Origin of the sequence: Rhodanobacter umsongensis (assembly GCF_042654965.1) — a bacterium.
Classification (GTDB): domain Bacteria; phylum Pseudomonadota; class Gammaproteobacteria; order Xanthomonadales; family Rhodanobacteraceae; genus Rhodanobacter; species Rhodanobacter umsongensis.
The window spans coordinates 340,254-362,210 of sequence record NZ_JBHSMK010000005.1; the positions used below are offsets into that span (position 1 = coordinate 340,254).

The 21,957-nt window shown below is 65.5% G+C and carries 13 protein-coding genes; 10 read left to right on the forward strand and 3 right to left on the reverse strand.

Annotation, left to right across the window (positions count from 1 at the left end; all coding sequences use genetic code 11):
* Positions 1 to 15 precede the first annotated feature (15 nt).
* The 9 genes from ACFPME_RS10655 (at position 16) to iolG (ending at position 15,145) form a co-directional block, all read left to right on the forward strand.
* Complete coding sequence (locus ACFPME_RS10655; RefSeq protein ID WP_377305005.1) at positions 16 to 1,539, forward strand: CoA-acylating methylmalonate-semialdehyde dehydrogenase; 1,524 nt, start codon at positions 16 to 18, stop codon at positions 1,537 to 1,539.
* A gap of 225 nt (positions 1,540 to 1,764) precedes the next feature.
* On the forward strand, positions 1,765 to 4,206 hold the full coding sequence (locus tag ACFPME_RS10660) for a GH92 family glycosyl hydrolase (protein WP_377305007.1): 2,442 nt from the start codon (positions 1,765 to 1,767) through the stop codon (positions 4,204 to 4,206).
* A gap of 152 nt (positions 4,207 to 4,358) precedes the next feature.
* Positions 4,359 to 6,896 carry a TonB-dependent receptor gene (locus ACFPME_RS10665; protein ID WP_377305009.1) on the forward strand — a complete coding sequence of 846 codons (2,538 nt, stop codon included), beginning with the start codon at positions 4,359 to 4,361 and terminating at the stop codon, positions 6,894 to 6,896.
* Between the two features lie 42 nt (positions 6,897 to 6,938).
* Positions 6,939 to 8,105, forward strand: a complete 1,167-nt coding sequence (locus tag ACFPME_RS10670; protein WP_377305011.1) for a phosphatidylinositol-specific phospholipase C1-like protein — start codon at positions 6,939 to 6,941, stop codon at positions 8,103 to 8,105.
* Entirely contained in the window at positions 8,102 to 9,643 is a 1,542-nt protein-coding gene (locus tag ACFPME_RS10675; protein ID WP_377305013.1) for a CehA/McbA family metallohydrolase, read from the forward strand. Before ACFPME_RS10670 ends, ACFPME_RS10675 begins: the two co-directional genes overlap by 4 nt.
* A gap of 174 nt (positions 9,644 to 9,817) precedes the next feature.
* Positions 9,818 to 10,795 (forward strand): carbohydrate kinase family protein, encoded by a 978-nt coding sequence (locus ACFPME_RS10680; protein WP_377305016.1) that lies wholly within the window; start codon positions 9,818 to 9,820, stop codon positions 10,793 to 10,795.
* Positions 10,796 to 10,909: 114 nt separating this feature from the next.
* Complete coding sequence (locus tag ACFPME_RS10685; RefSeq protein WP_377305018.1) at positions 10,910 to 13,168, forward strand: GH92 family glycosyl hydrolase; 2,259 nt, start codon at positions 10,910 to 10,912, stop codon at positions 13,166 to 13,168.
* Between the two features lie 119 nt (positions 13,169 to 13,287).
* Positions 13,288 to 14,154, forward strand: a complete 867-nt coding sequence (locus tag ACFPME_RS10690; RefSeq protein ID WP_377305020.1) for a MurR/RpiR family transcriptional regulator — start codon at positions 13,288 to 13,290, stop codon at positions 14,152 to 14,154.
* The gene (gene iolG, locus ACFPME_RS10695; RefSeq protein ID WP_377305022.1) at positions 14,147 to 15,145 is read left to right on the forward strand and encodes an inositol 2-dehydrogenase; all 999 of its coding nucleotides are present in this window, start codon (positions 14,147 to 14,149) and stop codon (positions 15,143 to 15,145) included. The genes ACFPME_RS10690 and iolG overlap by 8 nt, the downstream gene beginning before the upstream one ends.
* A gap of 113 nt (positions 15,146 to 15,258) precedes the next feature.
* Here iolG and ACFPME_RS10700 read toward each other — a convergent pair whose 3' ends face one another.
* Positions 15,259 to 16,467 carry an FAD-dependent oxidoreductase gene (locus ACFPME_RS10700; protein ID WP_377305024.1) on the reverse strand — a complete coding sequence of 403 codons (1,209 nt, stop codon included), beginning with the start codon at positions 16,465 to 16,467 and terminating at the stop codon, positions 15,259 to 15,261.
* A 130-nt stretch (positions 16,468 to 16,597) separates the two neighbouring features.
* On the opposite strand from ACFPME_RS10700, the gene ACFPME_RS10705 reads away from it, so the two are divergent.
* The gene (locus tag ACFPME_RS10705; RefSeq protein WP_377305425.1) at positions 16,598 to 17,185 is read left to right on the forward strand and encodes a PadR family transcriptional regulator; all 588 of its coding nucleotides are present in this window, start codon (positions 16,598 to 16,600) and stop codon (positions 17,183 to 17,185) included.
* Between the two features lie 458 nt (positions 17,186 to 17,643).
* Here ACFPME_RS10705 and ACFPME_RS10710 read toward each other — a convergent pair whose 3' ends face one another.
* Together ACFPME_RS10710 and glmS are read right to left on the reverse strand one after the other, a co-directional pair.
* On the reverse strand, positions 17,644 to 19,923 hold the full coding sequence (locus tag ACFPME_RS10710) for a GH92 family glycosyl hydrolase (protein WP_377305026.1): 2,280 nt from the start codon (positions 19,921 to 19,923) through the stop codon (positions 17,644 to 17,646).
* A 189-nt stretch (positions 19,924 to 20,112) separates the two neighbouring features.
* The gene (gene glmS / locus ACFPME_RS10715) at positions 20,113 to 21,942 is read right to left on the reverse strand and encodes a glutamine--fructose-6-phosphate transaminase (isomerizing) (protein ID WP_377305028.1); all 1,830 of its coding nucleotides are present in this window, start codon (positions 21,940 to 21,942) and stop codon (positions 20,113 to 20,115) included.
* Positions 21,943 to 21,957 lie beyond the last annotated feature (15 nt).

Genomic DNA, 21,957 nt, shown 5'->3' on the forward strand with positions numbered 1-21,957 from the left:
CCGAGGAATACGAAAATGTCCGTACACACTTCCGAACGCACTTCGATCAAGACGATCGGCCACTACGTCGGCGGCCGCCATCTCAGCGGCAGCGGCGCCAGCGTGCCTTCCTACGATCCCGCCAGCGGTGCGCAGACCGGTGCGGTGGCGCTGGCCACGCCGGGCGAGGTGGATGCCGCCGTCAAAGCCGCGGAGGCCGCGTTCCCCGCGTGGGCGCAGACGCCGCCGTTGAAGCGGGCGCGCGTGATGTTCCGTTTCAAGGAACTGCTCGAGCGTGACATGCACAAACTCGCCACCGTGATCACCCGCGAGCACGGCAAAGTGGTCTCCGACGCCCGCGGCGAACTGGTGCGCGGTATGGAAGTGGTCGAGTACGCCTGCGGCATTCCCGAACTGCTTAAGGGCGATTACACCGAGCAGATCGCCAACGGCATCGACGCCTGGACCATGCGCCAGCCGCTGGGCGTCTGCGTCGGCATCACGCCGTTCAATTTCCCAGCGATGGTACCGATGTGGATGTTCCCGATGGCGATCGCCTGCGGCAACTGCTTCGTGCTCAAGCCGTCCGAACGCGATCCCGGCATGAGTTTGCTGCTGGCCGAACTGCTCAAGGAGGCGGGCCTGCCGGACGGCGTCTTCAACGTGGTGCAGGGCGACAAGGGCGCCGTCGATGCGTTGCTGGATCACCCCGGCGTGCGCGCCGTAAGCTTCGTCGGCTCCACACCGGTCGCCGAATACATCTACGCGCGCGGCGCGGCAAACGGCAAGCGCGTGCAGGCGCTGGGCGGCGCCAAGAATCACATGGTGGTGATGCCGGACGCCGACCTGGACAAGGCGGCCGACGCGCTGATCGGCGCCGGCTACGGCGCGGCGGGCGAGCGTTGCATGGCGATCTCGGTGGTGGTGGCGGTCGGTGACGCGACGGCCGATGCGCTGGTCGAACGGCTGGCACCGAAGGTGCGTGCTCTGCGCATCGGCGACGGCATGGACGAGCAGGTCGAGATGGGGCCGCTGATTACCGCCGAGCACCGCGAACGAGTCGCCAGCTACATCGACGACGGCGTCGCCGCCGGCGCCGAGCTGGTGGTCGACGGGCGCGGCTGCCGCGTGGCCGGTCGCGAAAACGGCTACTTCCTGGGCGGCACGCTGTTCGACCGCGTGACCCCCGGCATGCGCATCTACCGTGACGAGATTTTCGGGCCGGTGCTGTGCATCGTGCGGGTGCCGGATTTCGCCAGCGCGCTCAGGCTCGTCGACGAAAACGAATACGGCAACGGCACGTCGATCTTCACCCGTGACGGCCACGCGGCACGCGAGTTCGCCCATCGCGTGCAGGTCGGCATGATCGGCATCAACATACCCATTCCGGTGCCCATGGCGTTCCACAGCTTCGGCGGCTGGAAGAAGAGCCTGCTGGGCGACCACCACGCCCACGGCACCGAAGCTGTGCGCTTCTACACCCGCCAGAAGGCGGTCACACAACGCTGGCTGGTCGACGCCGCCAGCCTCGGCGCGCAGTTCGCCATGCCGACCCACTGACCTTGCTCAACATGGTTTTCATGCGCTCAGGCGGCATCGGTCATCGTCTCGTCATCAACAGAAGTTAATTTCCACCATATCTGTTTTGTGCAATGCAAGTTGCAAATGCATGCGGACGCCCGCATCCTTGCTCCGCCGACGCGGCACCGTTACGGGGATCCCGGTGCGATCACGTTGGTGCAGTGCCCTTTTCTGTCGTCGATTTGCGTATGGGGGAGAGCGTGAATGGTCACCCGCAGACAGTTCCTGCAAGGCGCGACCTCACTGGCGTTGCTTGGCGGCCGGCCAGGCCTGCAGGCGGTTTTCGCTGCCACCGCTGACCGGACGTCCTCCGTGGTCAAAGGCGGCGCGCAGGCAGTCGACGGATGGGTCCGCTACGTCGATGTATTCACCGGCACCGGTGGGCATGGGCACACCTATCCGGGCGCCTCGCTGCCGTTTGGCATGGTGCAGCTCAGCCCCGACACCCACGACAGCGGATGGGATGCCAGCTCGGGTTATCACCAGGGCGACGGCTCGATCATGGGTTTTTCGCACACCCATCTCAGCGGCACGGGTATTGGCGACATGCTCGACGTGCTGCTGATGCCCACGCAGGGTCCGGTACGGCTGCAGCCGGGCAGCCGCGGTCTGCCGAACGAAAACTACCATTCAAAGCACGACGGCGTGTCGAGCACCGCGCCACTGCTGTCGCCGGACAACGACGTCCATCCTGGGCATGGCTATCGGTCGCGCTACGAACGTGCTTCGGAGCGCGCGCAGCCAGGCTACTACCGGGTACGCCTGACCGATCACGACATTCTCGCCGAGCTGACGGCCACGTTGCGTGCGGGCCTGCATCGCTACACCTTCCAGCGGCCCGGCGCCGGGCATCTACTGCTGGATCTCGCCCACGGCTATCACACCGATCCGGCGCAGCCTGCCAAGGTCACCGAGGCCGAGTTGCGGGTGGTAGGCAACGACACCGTGGTCGGCAGCCGTCGGGTGCACGAATGGGCGCAGGGTCGACACCTCTACTTTGCGATGAAGCTGTCGCGCCCATTCAAGCATGCCGCACTGTATGTCGACGACAAGCGCCTGCCCCGCTCCGCGCATGCAGCGAAGGGCAACAAGCTCAAGGCCGCGCTGCATTACGCCGATGCCGGCCGGGCGCCGCTGCTGGTGAAGGTCGGCATCTCGGCGGTGGATACCGACGGTGCACTGCGCAACCTGCAGGCGGAAATACCCGGCTGGGATTTCGAGCAGGTGCAGCACGCCGCCGCGGCCAGCTGGGAGCGTGAACTGGGCCGCATCCGCGTGCAAACCGCGTCCGAAACGGTGCTGCGAACCTTCTACAGCGCGCTGTACCACACCATGCTGGCACCGACCTTGTTCAGCGACGTCGATGGGCGCTATCGCGGCATGGATCAGGCCGTGCACCCACTGCCGGAAGGGCAGCACAACTACAGCACCTATTCGCTGTGGGACACCTATCGTGCGCAGCATCCGCTGCTCACCCTGTACCAGTCCGAGCGCGTGCCGGACCTGGTCAACGGCCTGGTGCGGATGGCCGCCGAAAGCCCGGAGGGACCTCCGGTGTGGCCGCTGCAAGGCGTGGAGACCGGCTGCATGATCGGCTACCACTCCGCCGTGGTGCTGGCCGAGGCGCACGCCAAGGGTTTCCAGGGCATCGATTACGCGCGTGCCTGGCCGGTATTCCGCAAACGCGCGATGGATGACGACTATCGCGGCCTGCCGCACTACCGCCAGCTGGGCTACATCCCCAGCGACAAGGAAAGCGAAGCCGTCAGCAAGACCCTGGAGTACGCCTACGACGACTGGGCCATGGCGCATCTCGCCGAGGCTGCCGGCGCGCACGCGGACGCCGAGCAACTGCGCCAGCGCTCGCGCAACTATCGCCACCTGTTCGATCCCGAGCACTCGTTCATGCGTCCGCGCGGCAGCGGCGGCGCGTGGCTGGAACCGTTCGATCCGCGCGGCATGGGTCACTCGAAGCAATGGCGCGACTTCACCGAATCCAACGCCTGGCAGGCCACCTTCCTCAACCAGCACGACCTGTATGCCTACATGCGCCTGTTCGGTGGCGAAGGCGCCTTCGAGCGCAAGCTGGACGAACTGTTCAACGCGGATCCCGGCTTGCCTGCCGATGCGCCGGCGGACATCGCCGGCATGGTCGGCCAGTACGCCCATGGCAACGAACCGAGCCATCACATGGCCTATCTGTATGCCTACGCAGGGGCGCACCACAAGACCCAGGCGCGCGTGCGCATGCTGCTGGACACCATGTACAGCGCAGCACCGGACGGCTTCGCCGGCAACGAGGATTGCGGCCAGGTGAGTGCGTGGTACGTGATGAGCGCACTGGGCCTGTACGCGGTCGATCCGGTCAGCGCCCACTACGTGTTCGGCAGCCCGCTGCTGGACCACGCTGACATCGATGTCGGCCAGGGTCGCGTGCTTACGGTGGAGAGCCGGGGCAACGGGCCGAACCGCCCGTACATCCAGTCGATCTCGTGGAACGGCCGGCCATGGACGCGCAGCTGGATCAGCCACGCCGAACTGAGCGCCGGCGGCACCTTGTCGTTCGACATGGGCGCGGAGCCGAACGAGCGCTTCGGCGCCGCGCTGGCCGACCGGCCGCCGTCGTTCGGCAGCGCGCCAGGCTGATGCCGATGCAAGCACACGCACTCCCGCTTCTGTCACACCGACGCCATCGGTCGGAACAACCATGGCGTCGTGAGCTTCAACGCACGTCACTCGCTCCATCTGTCTCGTGTCCACACGTCGAGCCGTCCCAACAATCCCACCGGAGATTCGCGATGCGTCCCCAAACCATCAGCCGTGCGATTCGCACTGCCTTGCTCGGCAGCATGCTGCTAGCCGGCGCCGCGCCTGCTTTCGCCCAGGACAGCAGTACCCCTGACTCGAACGCGGCGGCTTCCAGCGCCGACAAGACCAAGGCCAAGACGCTCAACGGTGTGGTCGTCACCGCACGTTCAGGTGTGGAGACGCGCACCAAGGCCGAGACCAGCTACTCGATCACCACGATCGACGAGGATCGGCTGCGCATGCAGGCGCCCACCTCCGTCACCGAGGCGATGAAGTCAGTGCCCGGCTTCTGGGTCGAAGCCTCCGGCGGCGAGGCCAGTGGCAACATCCGCGCGCGCGGCATCCCGGTCGACGGTTTCGGCTCGGTGACCCTGCTCGAAGACGGCATCCCGGTGCAGCACGATCCGGCACTGGGTTACCTCAACGCCGATCAGGCGTTCCGCCTGGACGAGACGATCGAGCGGATCGAAGTGGTGCGCGGCGGCCCGTCGTCGGTGTTCTATTCGAACGCACCGGCGGGTGCGATCAACTTCATCCCGCGCCGGGTCGGCGACACGCCGGACGGCCTGTTCAAGTACACCGTCGGCGATTACGGGCTGAACCGCGCCGACTTCTGGTACGGCACCCCGGTCGGCAATGGCTGGAAGCTCGGCGTGGGTGGCTTCTATCGCGTCGACGACGGCATCCGCGACCCGGGCTTCCACGCGAACGACGGCGGCCAGGTGCGGGTCAACCTGTCGAAGGATTTCGAGCACGGCCGCTTCAGCGTCGACTACAAGCACATGGACGACAACGTCGCGCTGTACCTGGGCATCCCGATGCGTACCTATCCGAACGGCAAGATCAAGGCGGTGCCCGGCTTCGACGGCAACTTCGGCACGCTGGCCGGTCCGGAGACCGAGCACGTGATGATGAAGGAAGGCGACGGCAGCCTGTACGACTTCGACAACAGCGAGGGCACGCACGTGAAGCGCGACCAGCTGACCCTGAAGTTCGACCATGACCTCGGTGCGGGCTGGAAGCTGGCCGAGTCGATGCGCTACGACGACACCAAGACCCAGCGCAACGGCATGTTCCCCAACACGCTGATGAGCGCCGACAGCTTCCTGACCTCGGCGGCGAACCGCGCCGCGTGGCAACCGTACTTGCCGGCCGGCACCGCCGGCGTGCAGCTGCGCTATGCGAACAACCCCTCGCAGGTGTTCGACAACAAGAACCAGAACGGCAACGGACTGATGGTGATCGGCGGCCTGCGCGGCGTCACCATGCCGCTTCAGGAATTCATCAACGACACGCGGCTGCTGCGCAAGTTCGACATCGGCGGGCAGACCCACGACATCTCGCTGGGCTACTACTACGCCCACTTCAACCAGGGCTTCGGCCGCTATTCCTCCACCGCATTGCTCGACGTGCGGAACAATGCAAAGCTGCTCGATCTGGTGGCGGTGGACGCCAACGGCAACCCGCTGGGGACGCTGACCGACCATGGCATCTACCACTACGGCTACGAGTGGGAGAACGCCAACGGCAGCTCGGCGACGAATGCGCTCTACCTGTCCGACGAGTGGCAGGTCACCGACGCGCTGCGCATCGATGGCGGCGTGCGCTCGGAGCACGTAAACACCAAGGGCTGGGTCGAGCAGAAGCAGACGCTGAACCAGGGCACGCTGCCCACGTCGTCCATCTCGGCCGGCACCGGCCAGACCGTGTCCTACGACCACACCTTCCACAAGCTGGGCTGGACGCTGGGCACGAACTACCAGTTTTCCGAGCGCTCGGGCGTATTTGCGCGCTGGACCTCGGCGTTCCGCTTGCCCAACCTGAGCAGCTACATCACCAACCCAGCCGCCAAGCCGATCATCCAGACCATGAAGCTGGGCGAAGCCGGCTACAAGTTCTCCAACCGCTGGCTCGATCTCTACGCCACTGCGTTCTACACCAAGTACGACAACGTCGGCTTCAACAACTACGTGTTCGACCCCAACAACGGCACGTCGACCGCGCAGCAGGGCTATGCCACCACGAAGACCACCGGCATCGAGCTGGAAAGCACCTGGTTTCCGGTGGACTGGTTCGACGTGCAGGTCACCGCCACCTGGGAGGACCCGCAGTACAAGGGCCTGAGCTACACCGACAAGAGCAGCACCGGCCCGGTACTGCGCAACTACACCGGCAACCAGCTGATCCGCGTGCCGAAGACGAGCTTCCGCGTAGTGCCCGGACTGAACCTGCTGGACGGCAAGCTACGCCTGCAGCTGGCCTACGAGCGCGAGGGCGCGCGCTTCGTCGACACGGCCAACTCGGTGCGGCTGCCGGCATACAACGTGCTCGGCGCCAGTGCGCGCTACGACGTGTCGCAGGCGTTCTCGCTGTACTTCTATGCGGACAACATCAACAACTCGCTAGGTCTCACCGAGGGCAACCCGCGTGCGGGGGAACTGCAAAGTGCGGATGCAGGGGCAAACACCTTCATCGCCCGACCGTTGCTGGGCCGCGCTTATCGCGCCGCCGTCATGTACCGGTTCTGAGGGTTTGGCCGGGCGGCAAACCGCCCGGCCAGTCCGGTCCGCATGAAAAAGACGAATCGCCCCCATCGATATATCCTCGCTTTCGCCCTCATGCTGCTGCCGTGGGCGCCGGTGCTGGCGGCCTGCGACTTGGAAGTACCCGCACGCGGCTGCGATCCGGTCTCGCTGGACAGCACGCTGCACATGAACGACCTGCAGGCCGTCGGCACTCACAACAGCTACAAGCAGCCGATGCCGCCGGCCGAACTGGCCGCGCATCGCGCCCGCGACCCGAGGGCCGACGGCATCGACTATGGCCATCGCCCGCTCGGCGAGCAGCTCGACCGCGGCGCACGCACGCTGGAACTGGACGTCTATTACGACCCCCACGGCGGCTATTACACGCATCCGCCAGGCGCCTTGCGCAAGGGCTACACACGTTCGCCGTGGTCGCCCGTCGCAACCCGGCAGATGCAGCAGCCGGGCTTCAAGGTGATGCACATGGCGGACATCGATTTCCGCAGCAGCTGCCAGACCTTCGTCACCTGCCTGATGATCATCCACGACTGGTCGCGCAGGCATCCGCGGCACGTGCCGATCATGCTGCTGATCAATGCGAAGGACGGTCGCAGCGGCCCCGGCGCCGTCACCCCGCTACGCTTTACCGAGGCCGCGTTCGATGCGCTGGATGCGGAGATCCGCACGGTGCTCGGCGCCGCTGACCTGGTCACGCCGGATGACGTGCAGGGCGACTACCCCACCCTGCGCGAGGCCGTGCGGGCCGGGCGCTGGCCGACCCTGGGCGCCGCGCGCGGCAAGGAGTTCTTCGTGCTCGACGAGGACCCGCCCAAGGTTGCGCTGTATCGCGGCGCGCGGCATTCGCTGGAGGGCCGGGTGATGTTCATCAACACGGATGAGGCCTCGCCCGCCGCAGCCTACCTGACCTTGAACGATCCGCAGGCCGAGGCCGCGCGGATCGGCCGCGACGTCGCGGCCGGCTACATGATCCGCACCCGCGCCGACGCGAATACCGTCGAGGCGCGGCGCAACGACCCGCGCCGGCGTGAGGCCGCCTTCGCCAGCGGCGCGCAATACATCTCCACCGATTATCTATGGCCCGACCCCCGCTTCGGCGACTACCGCGTGCAACTGCCCGGCGGCGAGGCGGCACGTTGCAATCCGCTGCGCGCTCCTAGATGCCATGCCGCTGCCGCAGGGAAGCACCCATGAGCTTGCGCCATCGGCTTGGCCGTCTTCTGGTCGGCCTGCTCGTGGCCGGCCTGATGCCACTGCCCTGGGCCGCGCACGCGACCGGCGTGCAGGCCACGCAGGAAAAACCCGACCTGGTGCTGCGTGGCACGCTGGACGGGGCCGACCACCAGACCTACCGCACGCTGCCGTTCGACGTGCCCGCGGGGACACGTCGCATTACGGTGCAGTTCGATTACAACGGCCACGACGACGAACACACGACGATCGATCTGGGCCTGCTCGGGCCGGACGGTTTTCGCGGGAAGGATGGCTTTCGTGGCTGGAGCGGCGGCTCGAAGATGTTGTTCACCGTGTCCGCCACGGACGCTACCCCCGCGTACTTGCCCGGACCGATCGACCCGGGTCGCTGGACCTTGCTGCTGGGCATCCCGAACATTCGCAAACATAGCCTCGCGCACTACACCGCCAAGCTGTGGTTTGGCCGTCCAAACGATCCCGCGTGGGAACCGGCCGTGCTGAATCCGCCGTTGCGCCGGGACGCCGGCTGGTATCGCGGCGACCTGCACATGCACACCGCGCACAGCGACGGCAGTTGCGCCAGCCAGAGCGGGCACGAGGTGCCCTGTCCCTTGTTCCTCACCGTCCAGGATGCGGTCGGCCGGGGGCTGGATTTCATCGCGATCACCGATCACAACACCGTGTCGCAGGCCAACGCGATGCGCGAGCTGCAGCCGTACTTCGATCGACTGCTGCTGATCCCCGCGCGCGAATTGACCACGTTCCAGGGCCACGCGAATCTGTTCGGTACTACCGCGCCGGTGGATTTTCGCGTCGACGGCAAGCAGGACTGGAATGCCTTGCTGCAGCAGGTCGCACCCTTGCACGGGCTGATCTCGATCAACCATCCGATCCGGCCGGACGACGAAACCTGCATGGGCTGCGGTTGGGTGCCCAAGGGCGGCGTGGATCTGCACAAGGTGCAGGCGATCGAGGCCGTCAACGGGATCGACGCCGTCTTGCCGGACTCCGGCATTTCGTTCTGGCAAAGCCTGCTCGATCAGGGCTATCGGCTTACCGCCATCGGCGGCAGCGACAACCACGACGCCAGGCGCGCGCTGGCGTTACCGGACGCCAGCGTGGTCGGCACGCCCACCACCGTGGTGCACGCCGGCGACCTGTCCATGCAATCCATCCTCGCGGCCATTCGTGCCGGCCATGTGTTCATCGATGTGCAGGGCAGTCGCGACCACCTGCTGGATCTGACCGCACGCAGCGGAAACCGGACGGCGGAGATGGGCGACGCACTGGCCGTTCCGGCAGGCGGCACCGTGCGCTTCACGGTCAACGTCACGGCGCCTGCCGGCGGCGCGATCGAGATCATCGAGGACGGCAAGGTCATCCATCCCGGCGCCGACCTGACACTCCACCTTGGGCATCAGTCCGTCTCCTTTGACTGGACCAGCGACGGCAAGCGCCATTGGTTGCGTGCCAGCGTGCGTGGCGCAGCCCATCAACCGTTGCTCGTGGGCAACCCGATCTACATCAATGGCGACTGAGCCCGATCGCTGTATTCCGGGGATCGCCCGGAACCGTCCGGAGCGCAGCCAGGAAACGGCAGCGATGCCGCTCGCCCGGCCGTCCCGCGCCGCACTCGTTGGCGCGGCGGTCCCGGGCCGCCATCGCACGCCGCGCTGCCTGCGTCCTCAGGCACGAACCATGGGGGTTTATCGATGACGCGTTCCATCCTCTGCTTTGGCGAGGCCCTGATCGATCTGCATGCCGGGGAATTCGACGAGCGGGGCTTTGCGCAGCAGCTCCGGCCGTTCGCCGGCGGCGCACCGGCCAACACTGCCGTGGCGGTCGCGCGACTCGGCGGCCATGCCCGTTTCGCCGGCATGCTTTCGCAGGACCGCTTCGGCGATTTTCTGCTCGACAGCTTGCAACAGGCGGGCGTCGATACCGCGGACGTGGCCCGTACCGATGCCGCCAACACGGCGCTCGCCTTCATCACGCTGGATGCGCGCGGCGAACGCAGTTTCAGCTTCTACCGTCCACCGGCTGCCGATCTGCTGTTTCGCGCCGGGCACTTCCGGAATGACGCGTTCGAGGACACCGCGGCCTTCCACGCCTGCTCCAATAGCCTGACCGATCCGGAGCTGGCCGCCGTGACCCTGGAGGGCATGCGGCGCGCGCGCCGTGCCGGCACGCTGGTCAGTTTCGACCTGAACCTGCGCCCGGCGTTGTGGCCGCGCGACAGCGAGCCACGCGAGTGGTCCTGGCCGGCACTGCACCTGGCGGACGTCGTGAAATTGAGCGCCGAGGAGTTCGCCTGGCTCGCCGATGAGGGCGAGAATGCAGCGCTGGATCGGCTGTGGCGCGGTTCCACGCGGCTGCTGATCGTGACCGACGCCGCGCAACCGCTGCGCTGGTTCCATCCCGACGCCAAAGGCGAGTTGCCCAGCTACCGCGTCGATGCGGTGGACAGCACCGGCGCGGGCGATGCCTTCGTGGGCGGCTTGCTGCATCAGCTCGCCGGACAGGACGTCCGTGCCGCGGACCTTGATCGCTGGGTGGGCACCCTGTCGGGGCTGCAAGCCGCCCTGCGCCATGCCAGTGCCTGTGGTGCGCTGGCGGTGACGCGGCGTGGATCCTTTGCGGCGATGCCCGATGCCGCCGGGGTGGCCCGTTTCATGAAAGTGCAGGCATGACGACACCGGCGATCCCGAACTTCCGCCGCGACGCCTCAACGCGCGACCCCATCGCGACACCGCCAGGCGCGACAATGCATGCGGCTGCCTCACAGTCACTAAGGAGCTGCTCCGATGCGTAACAAGGTAGTCCGTACTCTCTCGATCAGCGGCCTTCTATTTGCGCTGATCCTGCCCACGGTGGCCTTCGCCTCCGCTGCGCCGACGACGCCGGTCGACTGGGTCAATCCCTATATCGGCACCGCCGGGAGCGGCTCCGAATACGGCGGCACCATGCCGCTGGCGACCACCCCTTTCGGCATGACCAACTGGACTCCACAGACCCGGCAGAACCGTGTCAGCGTCAGCTCGTACAATTACGCAGACACGCATATCCAGGGTTTCATCGGCACCCATCAGGCCGCCATCTGGATGGGCGACTACGGTTACGTCACCCTGATGCCGGAACTCGACGGGCTCCGCTACGCGCCCGAGGCGCGGCAGCTGCCGTTCTCGCGCAGGGACGAGGTGGCCACACCATACGGCTACGCGGTGACGATGGACGCAGGGAATGGCCGCAAGATTCGCGCAGAGATGACTGCGACCGATCATTGCGGCTACCTGCGCTTCGACTTTCCGGCGACATCCCGGCCCGGCGTGCTTATCGAGGCGACCCGTCCGGGCATTCACGGCTACGTCGAGGTCGACGTGCTGAAGCGTGAGGTCCGTGGCTACAACCCCGACCGCCAGGACGCCGTCCTCGGGCCGCTGAAACTGGCCCGGTTCAAGGGCTATTTCGTGGTGCGCTTCAAGCAGGCGTTTTCGGCGCAGAGCGTCTACGAGGGTGTGCTGGTGCGGCCGGGCGACCTGCGGGTCGAGGGTGACAACGTCGGGGCCTTCGTGTCCTTCGCTACGCCCTCGAGGCAACCGGTCGAGGCGCAGGTCGGCACCTCGTTCATCAGTCTGGCGCAGGCCCGGGCGAACCTCGATGCGGAGTTGCCGACCTGGAATTTCGAGGCGACGCGCGATGCGCTCAAGGCGGCCTGGAACCAGCAGCTGGGCAGGGTCGACATCGATGGCGCGGATGCGCCGCAGCGACGGGTCTTCTACACGGCGCTCTATCACGCGCTGCTGTATCCGCGGCTGTTCTCCGAGCACGGGCATTACTACAGCGCGTTCGACGACAAGGTGCATGCGGGCGTCTCCTACACCGACTATTCGATCTGGGATACCTTCCGCGCCGAGAACAGCTTGCTGACCCTGTTCGCGCCCGAGCGCATCGACGATATGGTCAAGGCGCTGCTGCAGGATGCCGACGAGGGTGGCTGGATGCCCAAGTGGCCCAATCCGTCCTACACCAACATCATGATCGGCACCCATGCCGATTCACTGGTCGCCGAAGCGATCGCCAAGGGCTTCAAGGGTTTCGATTGGCAACGCGCCTACGCGGCCGTGCGCAAGGACGCCACCACGCCGCCGGAGGGCGACACCACACGGCGCTGGTTCGATCGCGAGCCGCATACGCCGTATGAGGCACGCGCGGGCCTGAGCTATGCCCTGAAGCTGGGCTATGTCCCTGCCGACAAGGTGGCCGAATCGGTATCGCGCACGCTGGAGGATGCCTACGATGACTACGCGGTGGCCCAGGTGGCTCAGGCCACCGGGCATGCGCAGGACCACGCGCACTTCCTCAAGCGCTCACTGGATTACCGCAAGCTGTTCAATCCGACTCGTGGCTTCATGCAGGCCAGGAACGCCGACGGCTCCTGGGCCTCGCCCGACGAGGGATGGACCGAGGGCGACCAGTGGGTTTATCTGTTCGCCGCGCTGCATGACGTCCCCGGCACCGTGGCACTGCTGGGCGGGCCGGCCGCTGCCGAGGCGAAGCTGGACGCGCATTTCAACGGCGGCCACAACCACCACGACAACGAACCCAGCCACCACTACGGCTACCTGTACGACTTCGTCGGCGCGCCATGGAAGACGCAGGCGCGGGTGCGCCAGATCGCCGGTGACGCTTACTCGGACACCCCCACCGGCATCCTCGGCAACGAGGACTGCGGCCAGATGTCCGCCTGGTATGTATTCACCGCCATGGGCTTCTACCCGCTCAATCCGGCCTCCGCCGACTACATGATCGGCAGCCCGCTGTTCAGCCGCGTCACGCTGCGTCTGGCGAACGGCAAGACCTTCACGGTGAACGCGAAGGGCAACTCCCCCGGCAACGTCTACATCCAGTCGGCCACGCTCAACGGCAAGCCGCTCGACGCCCCCATGATCCGCTACCCGCAGATCATGGCCGGCGGCACGCTGGACTTCGTGATGGGCCCGCGGCCGTCGCGCTGGGCGGCGGATTGGCGACCGCAGGCCATCGTGGCCGATGCCAAGCCATGATGAAGACACGCATGCCGCCATCGTGCGCAAGGACGCCGCCGGCTTGGATCCCCGCGGTCTTCGCACGTCGGTGGGTTGCTACACTTGCCACGCACCGCACTCACCCGGCGACTTAATCCATGAGCAGTCAGAAGACAGTCGACGAACTGTTGCTGAGCATCGCGCGCGACTTCGAAACATTGCCGCACCAGCTGCAGAACATCGCCAGCTACCTCGAGCAGCAGCGCGCGAACATCATGGTCCAGCGCATCAGCGAGGTGGCCGAGGGCAGCGGCGTGCATCCCTCGGCAGTGGTGCGCTTCGCCAAGCGTTTCGGTTTTTCCGGTTTCCGCGAACTGCAGTCGGTATTCCGCAGCAACTACACCGAGACGGTCACGCCGACGCGCAGCTACCAGCAACGGGTGCGCCAGGTCATCGCGGATGGCAAGCAGGCGATGGGATCCGCCCAGATCGCGCGCCGGTTCATCGACGCAAGTCGCGCGGGGCTGGATGAATTGGCCGGGACATTCGACAGCAAGCAGTTCAACACCGCGGTCGATCTGCTGGTGAAGGCCGAAAACATCTATGTAGTGGCGGTGCGCCGTACCTTCAGCATCGCCACCTACATCGTCTATGCCTTGCAACACACCCACAAGCGGGTGCATCTGGTGAGCGGCCTGGGCGGCATGTACCGCGAACAGATACGCAGCATCGGCAAGAACGACGTACTCATCGCGATCAGCTTCCCTCCGTATGGCAGGGAAACGCTTTATTGCAGTCGCGTCGCCCAACAGCACAAGGCCCATGTGCTGGCCATCACCGACAGCGCGCTCGGTCCGCTGGGTCGCGAGGCCCGCGTGACGCTGAAGGTGAGCGAAGGCAGTGCGTTTGGCTTTCGCGGGCTGACCAGCACGATCTGCCTGTGCCAGTCCCTGTTCGTGGCGCTGGCTTACAAGCTCGAACTCAAGGTCGAGGAAACCACGCACCATGGCGGATACGATGATTGAACACATGGACGTTGCCGTGTTTGGCGCCGGACGCATCGGCACCATCCACGCCGGCAATCTCGCGCGCCATGCCCGCGCGCGGCTGCGTTACGTGGCGGACGTGAATGCGGCGGCCGCCCAGACGCTGGCCGAACGACACGGCGCGCGGACCTCGTCGGTGGAGGACGCGCTGGCCGATCCGGCCGTGCGCGCGGTGATGATCTGCTCGAGCACGGACACGCACGCGGACCTGATCCTGCGTGCCGCCGCGGCGGGCAAGGCGATCTTCTGCGAAAAACCCGTCGACCTCGACGTCGAGCGCGCACGCGCGTGCGCGGCCGCCGTGCGCAAGACGGGCGTGACCTGCATGATCGGTTTCCAGCGGCGCTTCGACCCCACCTTCGCCGCGCTCAAGCAGCGGCTGGATGCCGGCGAGATCGGCGTTCCGGAAATGCTGGTCATCACCAGCCGCGATCCGGCGCCGCCACCCGCCAGCTACATCGCGCATTCCGGCGGCGTGTTCAAGGACATGCTGATCCACGACTTCGACATCTTCCGCTGGATCCTCGGCGGCGAAGCGGTCAGCGTCCATGCCACCGGCGGCTGTCCCGGCCTGCCCGACATCGCCGCGGCCGGCGATCTGTCGCACACCGCCGTGACGCTGCGTACGAGCACCGGCGCACTGTGCCAGATCAACACCTCGCGCCGCGCAGCCTACGGCTACGACCAGCGCTTCGAAGTGCTGGGCAGCCGCGGCCTGCTGCAGGCCGGCAACGTGCGTCCGACCCAGGTGACCGCCTGGAGCGAGCAGTCGATCAGCAGCGACAAGCCCGAGGCCTTCTTCCTGGAGCGTTACCGCGATGCCTACGCGCTGGAGATCGAGCACTTCCTCGATGCACTGAGCAATGGCACGCCCGTGCGCACCACGATCGAGGACGGGATCAAGGCGCTGGAGCTGGCCGAGCTGGCGACGCAGTCCTGGCGTGAGGGTCGGGCGTTGAGCATCGCCTGACGGTCCGCGCTGCCAAGCTGCGCGACTGACCCAAAGCGAATGCTCCGGGTATGAGTGCTCCTTCGTGCAAACCGAGGATCGGCCCTCCCATTCTTAAAGAGGGTGGCTTCACATCAGCGAGGGGTCTGAAGGGCAGAGGCTTCCCAGTTGATCCTGTAACGATGTTGTGCGCCGAACATCTTGTCTGGTGTGAAGAACGTCCTCAGTGCAATTGGCATCAGGATGTGCATCAACGCTTTCGCCAATGGCCCGGACGCCTTCTGGCTGTTGGACTTGGCGGCCTTGGCAGCCACTCCTTCAACACGTTCTCGACGTAGCTGTTCGTAACATTCAAAAGCGTCGGAAGGCCTCGGCAAGTCACGCAAGCAACGTGCAAGTTGGATAGCGCTTTCGATCGCGAGCGAAGCGCCCTGCCCGGAACTGGATGACGGTGCGTGCACAGCGTCGCCAACCAGCACCATTCTTTCGCTGTGCCAGCGTGGAACTGGCGGCATCATCTCACTCGCGCCCGTGACGACGAGCTGCTCCGGATCGGCATGTCGTAGCAGTGATTGCGCGGGTTGGTCGTCGCGGCAAAGATTGCGCAGACGATCCAGCCATTGGGAAGCAGGTACCTTGCGGACCTGCTCCGATGTCAGTGGCGCGTCGTGCGGAAGAGCGCTGAACCAGCAAATGCCCAGGTTGGGGTCTAGCCAATAGCCGAGAAAGGCGCGCTTGCCAAAAACAAAGGTCATCGTGTCAGAGGACGCGTCAATCGTTCCGCGTGGTGCAACGCCGCCAAACCCAAGGTGCCCCGTGTACTGAGGTGACGGGGCATGCGGATCGATCAATTCGCGCACGGTGGAACGGATGCCATCCGCTCCGATCAAGATGTCGCCGCTGGCGTGGCTGCCGTCGGCGAACTGCACATGAACGCATTCGGGCGTCTCCGCTGCCCTGATCAATCGCTTTCCGTACACGATCGGTATGCCGGCATTCTCGACCGCCTTGCCGAGCGCCTTGCAGAGATCGGACCGCCATACCACGCGACCGGGTTGCATGCCTTCCAGCCCGCTGAAGCGGCACAACAGCTTTCCACGACTGTCAGCTACGGCCATGTGCGAAACCGGCCGGCCAACGGCCTGCAACTCGGGATCTACGCCAATGATTTTCAGTGCTTCGAGGCCATTGGGTGCCAGCATCATGCCTGCGCCCACGCCATCCGCGGCAACGGGATACGACTCGTAGATCGTGGAACGAATGCCGGCTTTTCCCAGTGCCAATGCCACGGCCGGGCCGGCAATGCCGCCCCCTATGACTAGTGCATATCTTGCGGCTGCCATGTGTTTACCCCCCCAAGGTCATAATATGACTATATATAGACATAAAATGACTAACGATGCAAGATGCCCCCATGTTGGCTTCAGGCTACGAAACGTGAAAACTCGTCCACGACAGCGATCGCCTTTGGCGATGGTGGTTCTCGGCTTCGTCTTGGAGGCTCCTTCGCACGCATACCGCATGCATGAGCTCATCAAGCAGCGTGGCAAGGACAAGATAGTCAACGTAGCGCAGCGCAACAGCGTCTATCAGACAATTGCCCAGCTGCAGAATGCCGACCTCATACGGGTGCGCGAAACGCAGCAGAACGAAGGACGACCAGAACGCGTGGTTTACGAGATTACGCCGTCGGGCAAGAAAACATTCTACGCCTGGCTGGAGAGCATGCTTGGTGAACCACGGCGCGAGTTCAATGAGTTTCCCGCTGCATTGGCCACGGTAATGGCGCTATCGCCTGATGCAGTGGCCGTGCAATTGCAACGACGCCGCCAAGCCCTCAGGCAACGGCTGGATGAGTCCGTATCCCACTTCAAAGAACGCCTGGTGAAAGGTCTGCCACGCTTGGTCATGCTGGATGATGAGTACAAGAACGTGCTGTTGAAGGCCGAGATCAAATGGCTGGATGGACTGATCGCAGATCTCGAATCAGGCCAGGTGACCTGGGCCGAGAAATGGCTGCGCCAGTTAGCGGCACAACTGGAGACGGGCAAGCTGGGTTGAGGCGAAAAACAGGGCGCCAATGTCCCCTGTCGACTGCGGATTCAATCGGTCGACGCGACACCCTGACGACTGCCTAGGCAACAGGAGTGTTGCAAAGGGCGTACGGGACCCGGATCCGACAGCGACGGCGGTGGCGTGGCGATGCCCCAGCGTGAAGGCACCGAGCCCATCACCACGAAATAACGGGACGGAGGGAATTAATTTCTGATAGCCCCCTCTGTCTCGCTTCTGGACCTTATTCGCTGCTCTGCACCGTTGCGCATCTCTCCCATTGTCTGCCGGGGTCCAACCTCAAAAACCGCGGTCAGCGCACACTTGCCTTGGGCGCACCGACCCGCACCCCATCCCGGGCGCCGCTGTCGACACCTGCGGAAAATCTCCCGCGCCGCCGCGCGGCTTGCTCGCGACCAGATCAGGGACGACATCGGGTTTGCCTGGTTGGATTACGCCAACCGCTGTCAGCGAGAGCCGCCATGGTGCCCGCACAGCGCAAAGCCCGGATCCGATAGCGATGGCGGCGGCGTGGCGGTGCCCCAGCGCGAAGGCGCCGAGCCCATCACCAGTTTCAACGTGCCGCCATCGGCGATCTGGCCGTGGCGGAACCAGGCCGTGTCCAGCGGCTTGCCGTCGAGCGTGGCCGATTGCACGTAGCGGTTGAGGCGGTCGCGTCGGAAATTCTCGGCGACGATACTGAAAGTCTTGCCGTTGCCCAGCTGGATGTCTACCTGCGGGAACGAAGGTGTGCCGATCAGGTACACGTCCTGGCCCGCGTTCGGATAGAAGCCCATCGATTGGAAGGCGTACCAGCTCGACATGGCGCCCGAGTCGTCGTTGCCGGGGATGCCGGCGCGGCTGTCGCCGAAGTCGCGTCGCAACAGGTCGATGATGCGGTCCGCAGTGCGGTCGGGGCGGCCGGCCCACAGGTACAGATCCGGAATCAGGAAGCCTGGCTCGTTGCCCATGTCGAAGTGACCGCGCTCGAACAGGCGGTCGAGGCGCTGCACGAACGCGTCCCTGCCGCCGGCCAGGCCGATCAGCCGACGCACGTCTTGCGGCGCGTACAGCGAATACGTCCACAGATCGGCTTCATAGAAGAAATCCGGCCAGGTGCCACGCTTGACCAGATACGGCGCGGCCCAGCTGGTGTCGACGTTGCGCGGACGCAGGAAACCCTTGACGCCTTCCTGCTCCAGCGAGGCATCCCACAGATTGGCCCAGTTGCCGGCCTGCTTGGTATAGCGCTTCGCTTCCTGCGTGTGGCCCAGTCCGCACGCCAGTTCGGCGATGGTGAAGTCGTTGTACGCGTATTCGACGGTGCGCGAGCCGGCGCGTTCCGTGGGCTGGGCGATGTAGCCTAGCGTGTTGTAGGTGTCCAGGCCGCCGCGACCATGCTTGCGCGGATCGGCCGGCGGCACCTGCGCGTCCTTGAGCATCGCCTGCAGGCCGGTGGCGTAGTCGATGCCGGCCAGGCCCTTCACGTACGCGTCGGCCACCAGCACGTTGGCGTTGCTGCCGCCCTGGGTGCGGCCGTTGTCGTTGCCGACACGGGCGTCGGGCATGTAATCCGCATGGCGATACGTGTCGACCAGCGAACGCACGATGTCGCGCTGGCGATCCGGCGCGATCAGGGTCAGCAGCGGGCCGTCGCTGCGGAAGGTGTCCCAGATCGCCTGGAAGTCGTCGTAATAGGGCTCATCCGACGACCACTTCGGATTTTCGCCGCTGTGGTCGGCGGGCATCAGCATGGTGTGGTACAGCGCGGTGTAGAACTTGCGCCGCTCGACTTCGTTCGCGCCGTGGATCTCGATCCGCGACAGCGCCTGATTCCACTGCGCCACTGCCGCCTGACGCACGGCCGCGAAGTTCCAGCCGCGAATTTCCTGTTCGGCATTCCGACGTGCCTGCGTCAGGCTGATGAAGGAGATACCTACCTTCACCTGGATCGCCTGGCCGGCCTTGACCCGGTAGTCCAGCGAGGCGCCGAGATCCTGGTCAGTATCGGTATGCGCGTGATGGGCCGAGCCAAGTTGGCGATCCTGCCAGGTTTGCGCAGCGGCAGCCGGTACGTCGGTCGCCAGATAGAAATACACGCGGTATTCGCCGCCCTCGTTCCAGCCGCCGATGTAACGGCCGACGCCTTCGATCTCGTGGCTGGACACCACGTTGACGTCGCCGCCGAGAAAGCGCTGGTCTTCCGGGCCGGTGCCGGTGTTGATGGCGTGCTGGAGGTCCACCGTGACATGCGCGTCGCCGGCATCGGTGAAGCTGTAGCGGTGTAGACCGGAGCGCCGACTGGCGGTCAGCTCGGCCCGGGTCCGGTAGCGACTCAGGTAGGTCGAGTAATAAGCGACACTGGCCTCCTCGTCACTGCGCGGCGAGTGGATGTCGGTTGGCTGCAGGGGGCCCGTGACCGGGGCCACCAGGATGTTGCCGTACTTGCCGGCACCGCCGCTCAGATGCAGGTGGCTGAAACCCACCACCTCGCCCGTGCTGTGGTAGCCGGACTTGATCATCTTGCCATCGAAGGTGCGCACGTCCGGGCCGAGCTTGACCATCCCGAACGGCACCGTGGCGCCCAGAAAAACCTCGCCGTCCCAGTCCACGCCGATGAACGGATCCACGTCCTTCGCATGGTCGGCGGCACTCACCGAGGTGGCGATGGCGAGCAAGCCAGCGCAGGCGAGCCGGATGCCCCATTGGCGGGCCCAGCAGGGAAGGCGGCTAACGGACCAGTTCATCTCGGATGGACCCTTGTCGGCGGGAGGTCGCAAAAAAAGGTTGCCGGCACAGTTACCCGCGACGGCAACTCATGATGATGCAAAAGCGTTTGATCAGTGAACCGTTGCCTTTAGTGGGCGACCCGCTCAACTTGGCGCCAAGTCGGAAATTCCCTTCAGTCGCACCAGCTCGGATTACCCCGGCGAAAACTATTCCACCGTCACCGACTTGGCCAGGTTGCGCGGCTGATCCACATCGGTGCCGCGCAGCACGGCCACGTGGTAGGCGAGCAGTTGCAGGGGCACGGTGAACACCGCTGGCGCGATGAAGGATCCGCCGGAATCCACCCTTAGCATGGCACCGTGGCCGGCCATGTCGTCCATGCCGGCGGCGCCGTCGGCGAACACGATCAGGCGGCCGCCGCGGGCGCGCACTTCCTGCAGGTTGGATTTCAGCTTGTCCAGCAGCGGGCCGTTCGGCGCCACCGCGATCACCGGCATGTTCTCGTCCACCAGCGCCAGCGGGCCATGCTTGAGTTCGCCGGCCGGATAGGCCTCGGCGTGGATGTAGGAGATTTCCTTGAGCTTCAGCGCGCCCTCCAGCGCGACCGGGTATTGCACGCCGCGGCCGAGGAACAGCGCGTGCTGGCGATGGATGAATTCACCGGCAAGCTCGATGATCGCCGGCTCCAGTTGCAGTGCGTCTTCGATGGCCCGCGGCAGGTGCTGCAGTTCGGCGCACAGCGCGGCGTAACGACCGGCGTCGAGTCCGTTGCGGCGCGCCAGCTCCAGCGCCAGCATGGCCAGGCCGGCGAGCTGGGTGGTGAAGGCCTTGGTGGAGGCCACGCCGATTTCCGGACCTGCGCGGGTCATCAGCTTGAGATCGGCTTCGCGCACCAGCGACGACTCGGGCGAGTTGCAGATGACCAGGGTGCCGAGGTAACCACGGCGGCGCGACTCGCGCATGGCCGCAAGCGTGTCGGCGGTTTCGCCGGACTGCGAGATGGCGACGAACAGCGTGCTGGCCGGCACCACCGCGTCGCGGTAGCGGTACTCGCTGGCCACTTCGACGCTTACCGGCAGCTTCGCGTATTCCTCGATCCAGTACTTGGCGACCAGGCCGGCGTGATAGCTGGTGCCGCAGGCGATGATGTGCAGGCCGCGGGTGGCCTGCAGCAAGGCGTCGCTGTCGATGCCGAAGATGTTCGGCAGCAGGCCATGCGGGCCGATGCGGGCTTCCAGCGTGTCGGCCACCGCGCGCGGCTGCTCGAAGATTTCCTTCTGCATGTAATGGCGGTATTCGCCGCGCTCCACCGCATCGGTGGACAGCTCGCTCTCGTGCATCGCACGCTCGACCGGCTGCCCGTCCAGGTCGTAGACCTGCATGCTGTCGCGGGTGATGTCGACCACGTCGCCTTCATCGAGATGGACCATGCGGTTGGTCACCTTGATCAGCGCCTGCGCATCCGAACCCAGAAAATTCTCGCCGATGCCCAGGCCTACGAGCAGCGGCGCGCCCAGGCGCGCACCTACCACGCGGCCCGGCTCGTCGCGGCTGATCACGGCGATCGCATAGGCACCTTCCAGTTCGCCCACGGTGGCCAGCACGGCGTCGCGCAGGTTCATGCCCTGGCCGATGCGCCGATCGATCAGCGCCGCCATTACCTCGGTATCGGTCTCGGACGTGAAAACGTGGCCACCGGCCTGCAGCTCGCTGCGCAAGCCGTTGTGATTTTCGATAATGCCGTTGTGCACGATGGCGACGCGACCGGCGATGTGTGGGTGCGCGTTGGCCTCGTTGGGGACGCCATGCGTAGCCCAGCGGGTATGCGCGATGCCGGTATTGCCCGGAAACGGCTGCGCGAGATACAGCGCCTCCATCTCGCGCACCTTGCCCTTGGCCCGCACGCGCCGAATGGTGCCGTGTTCGAGCACGGCCACGCCGGATGAGTCATAGCCGCGGTATTCGAGTGCCTTCAGACCGGCAATCAGCAGCGGCGCGACGTCACGCTGGGCAGCAGCAGCAACAATTCCGCACATCGTAAATCTCCTGGG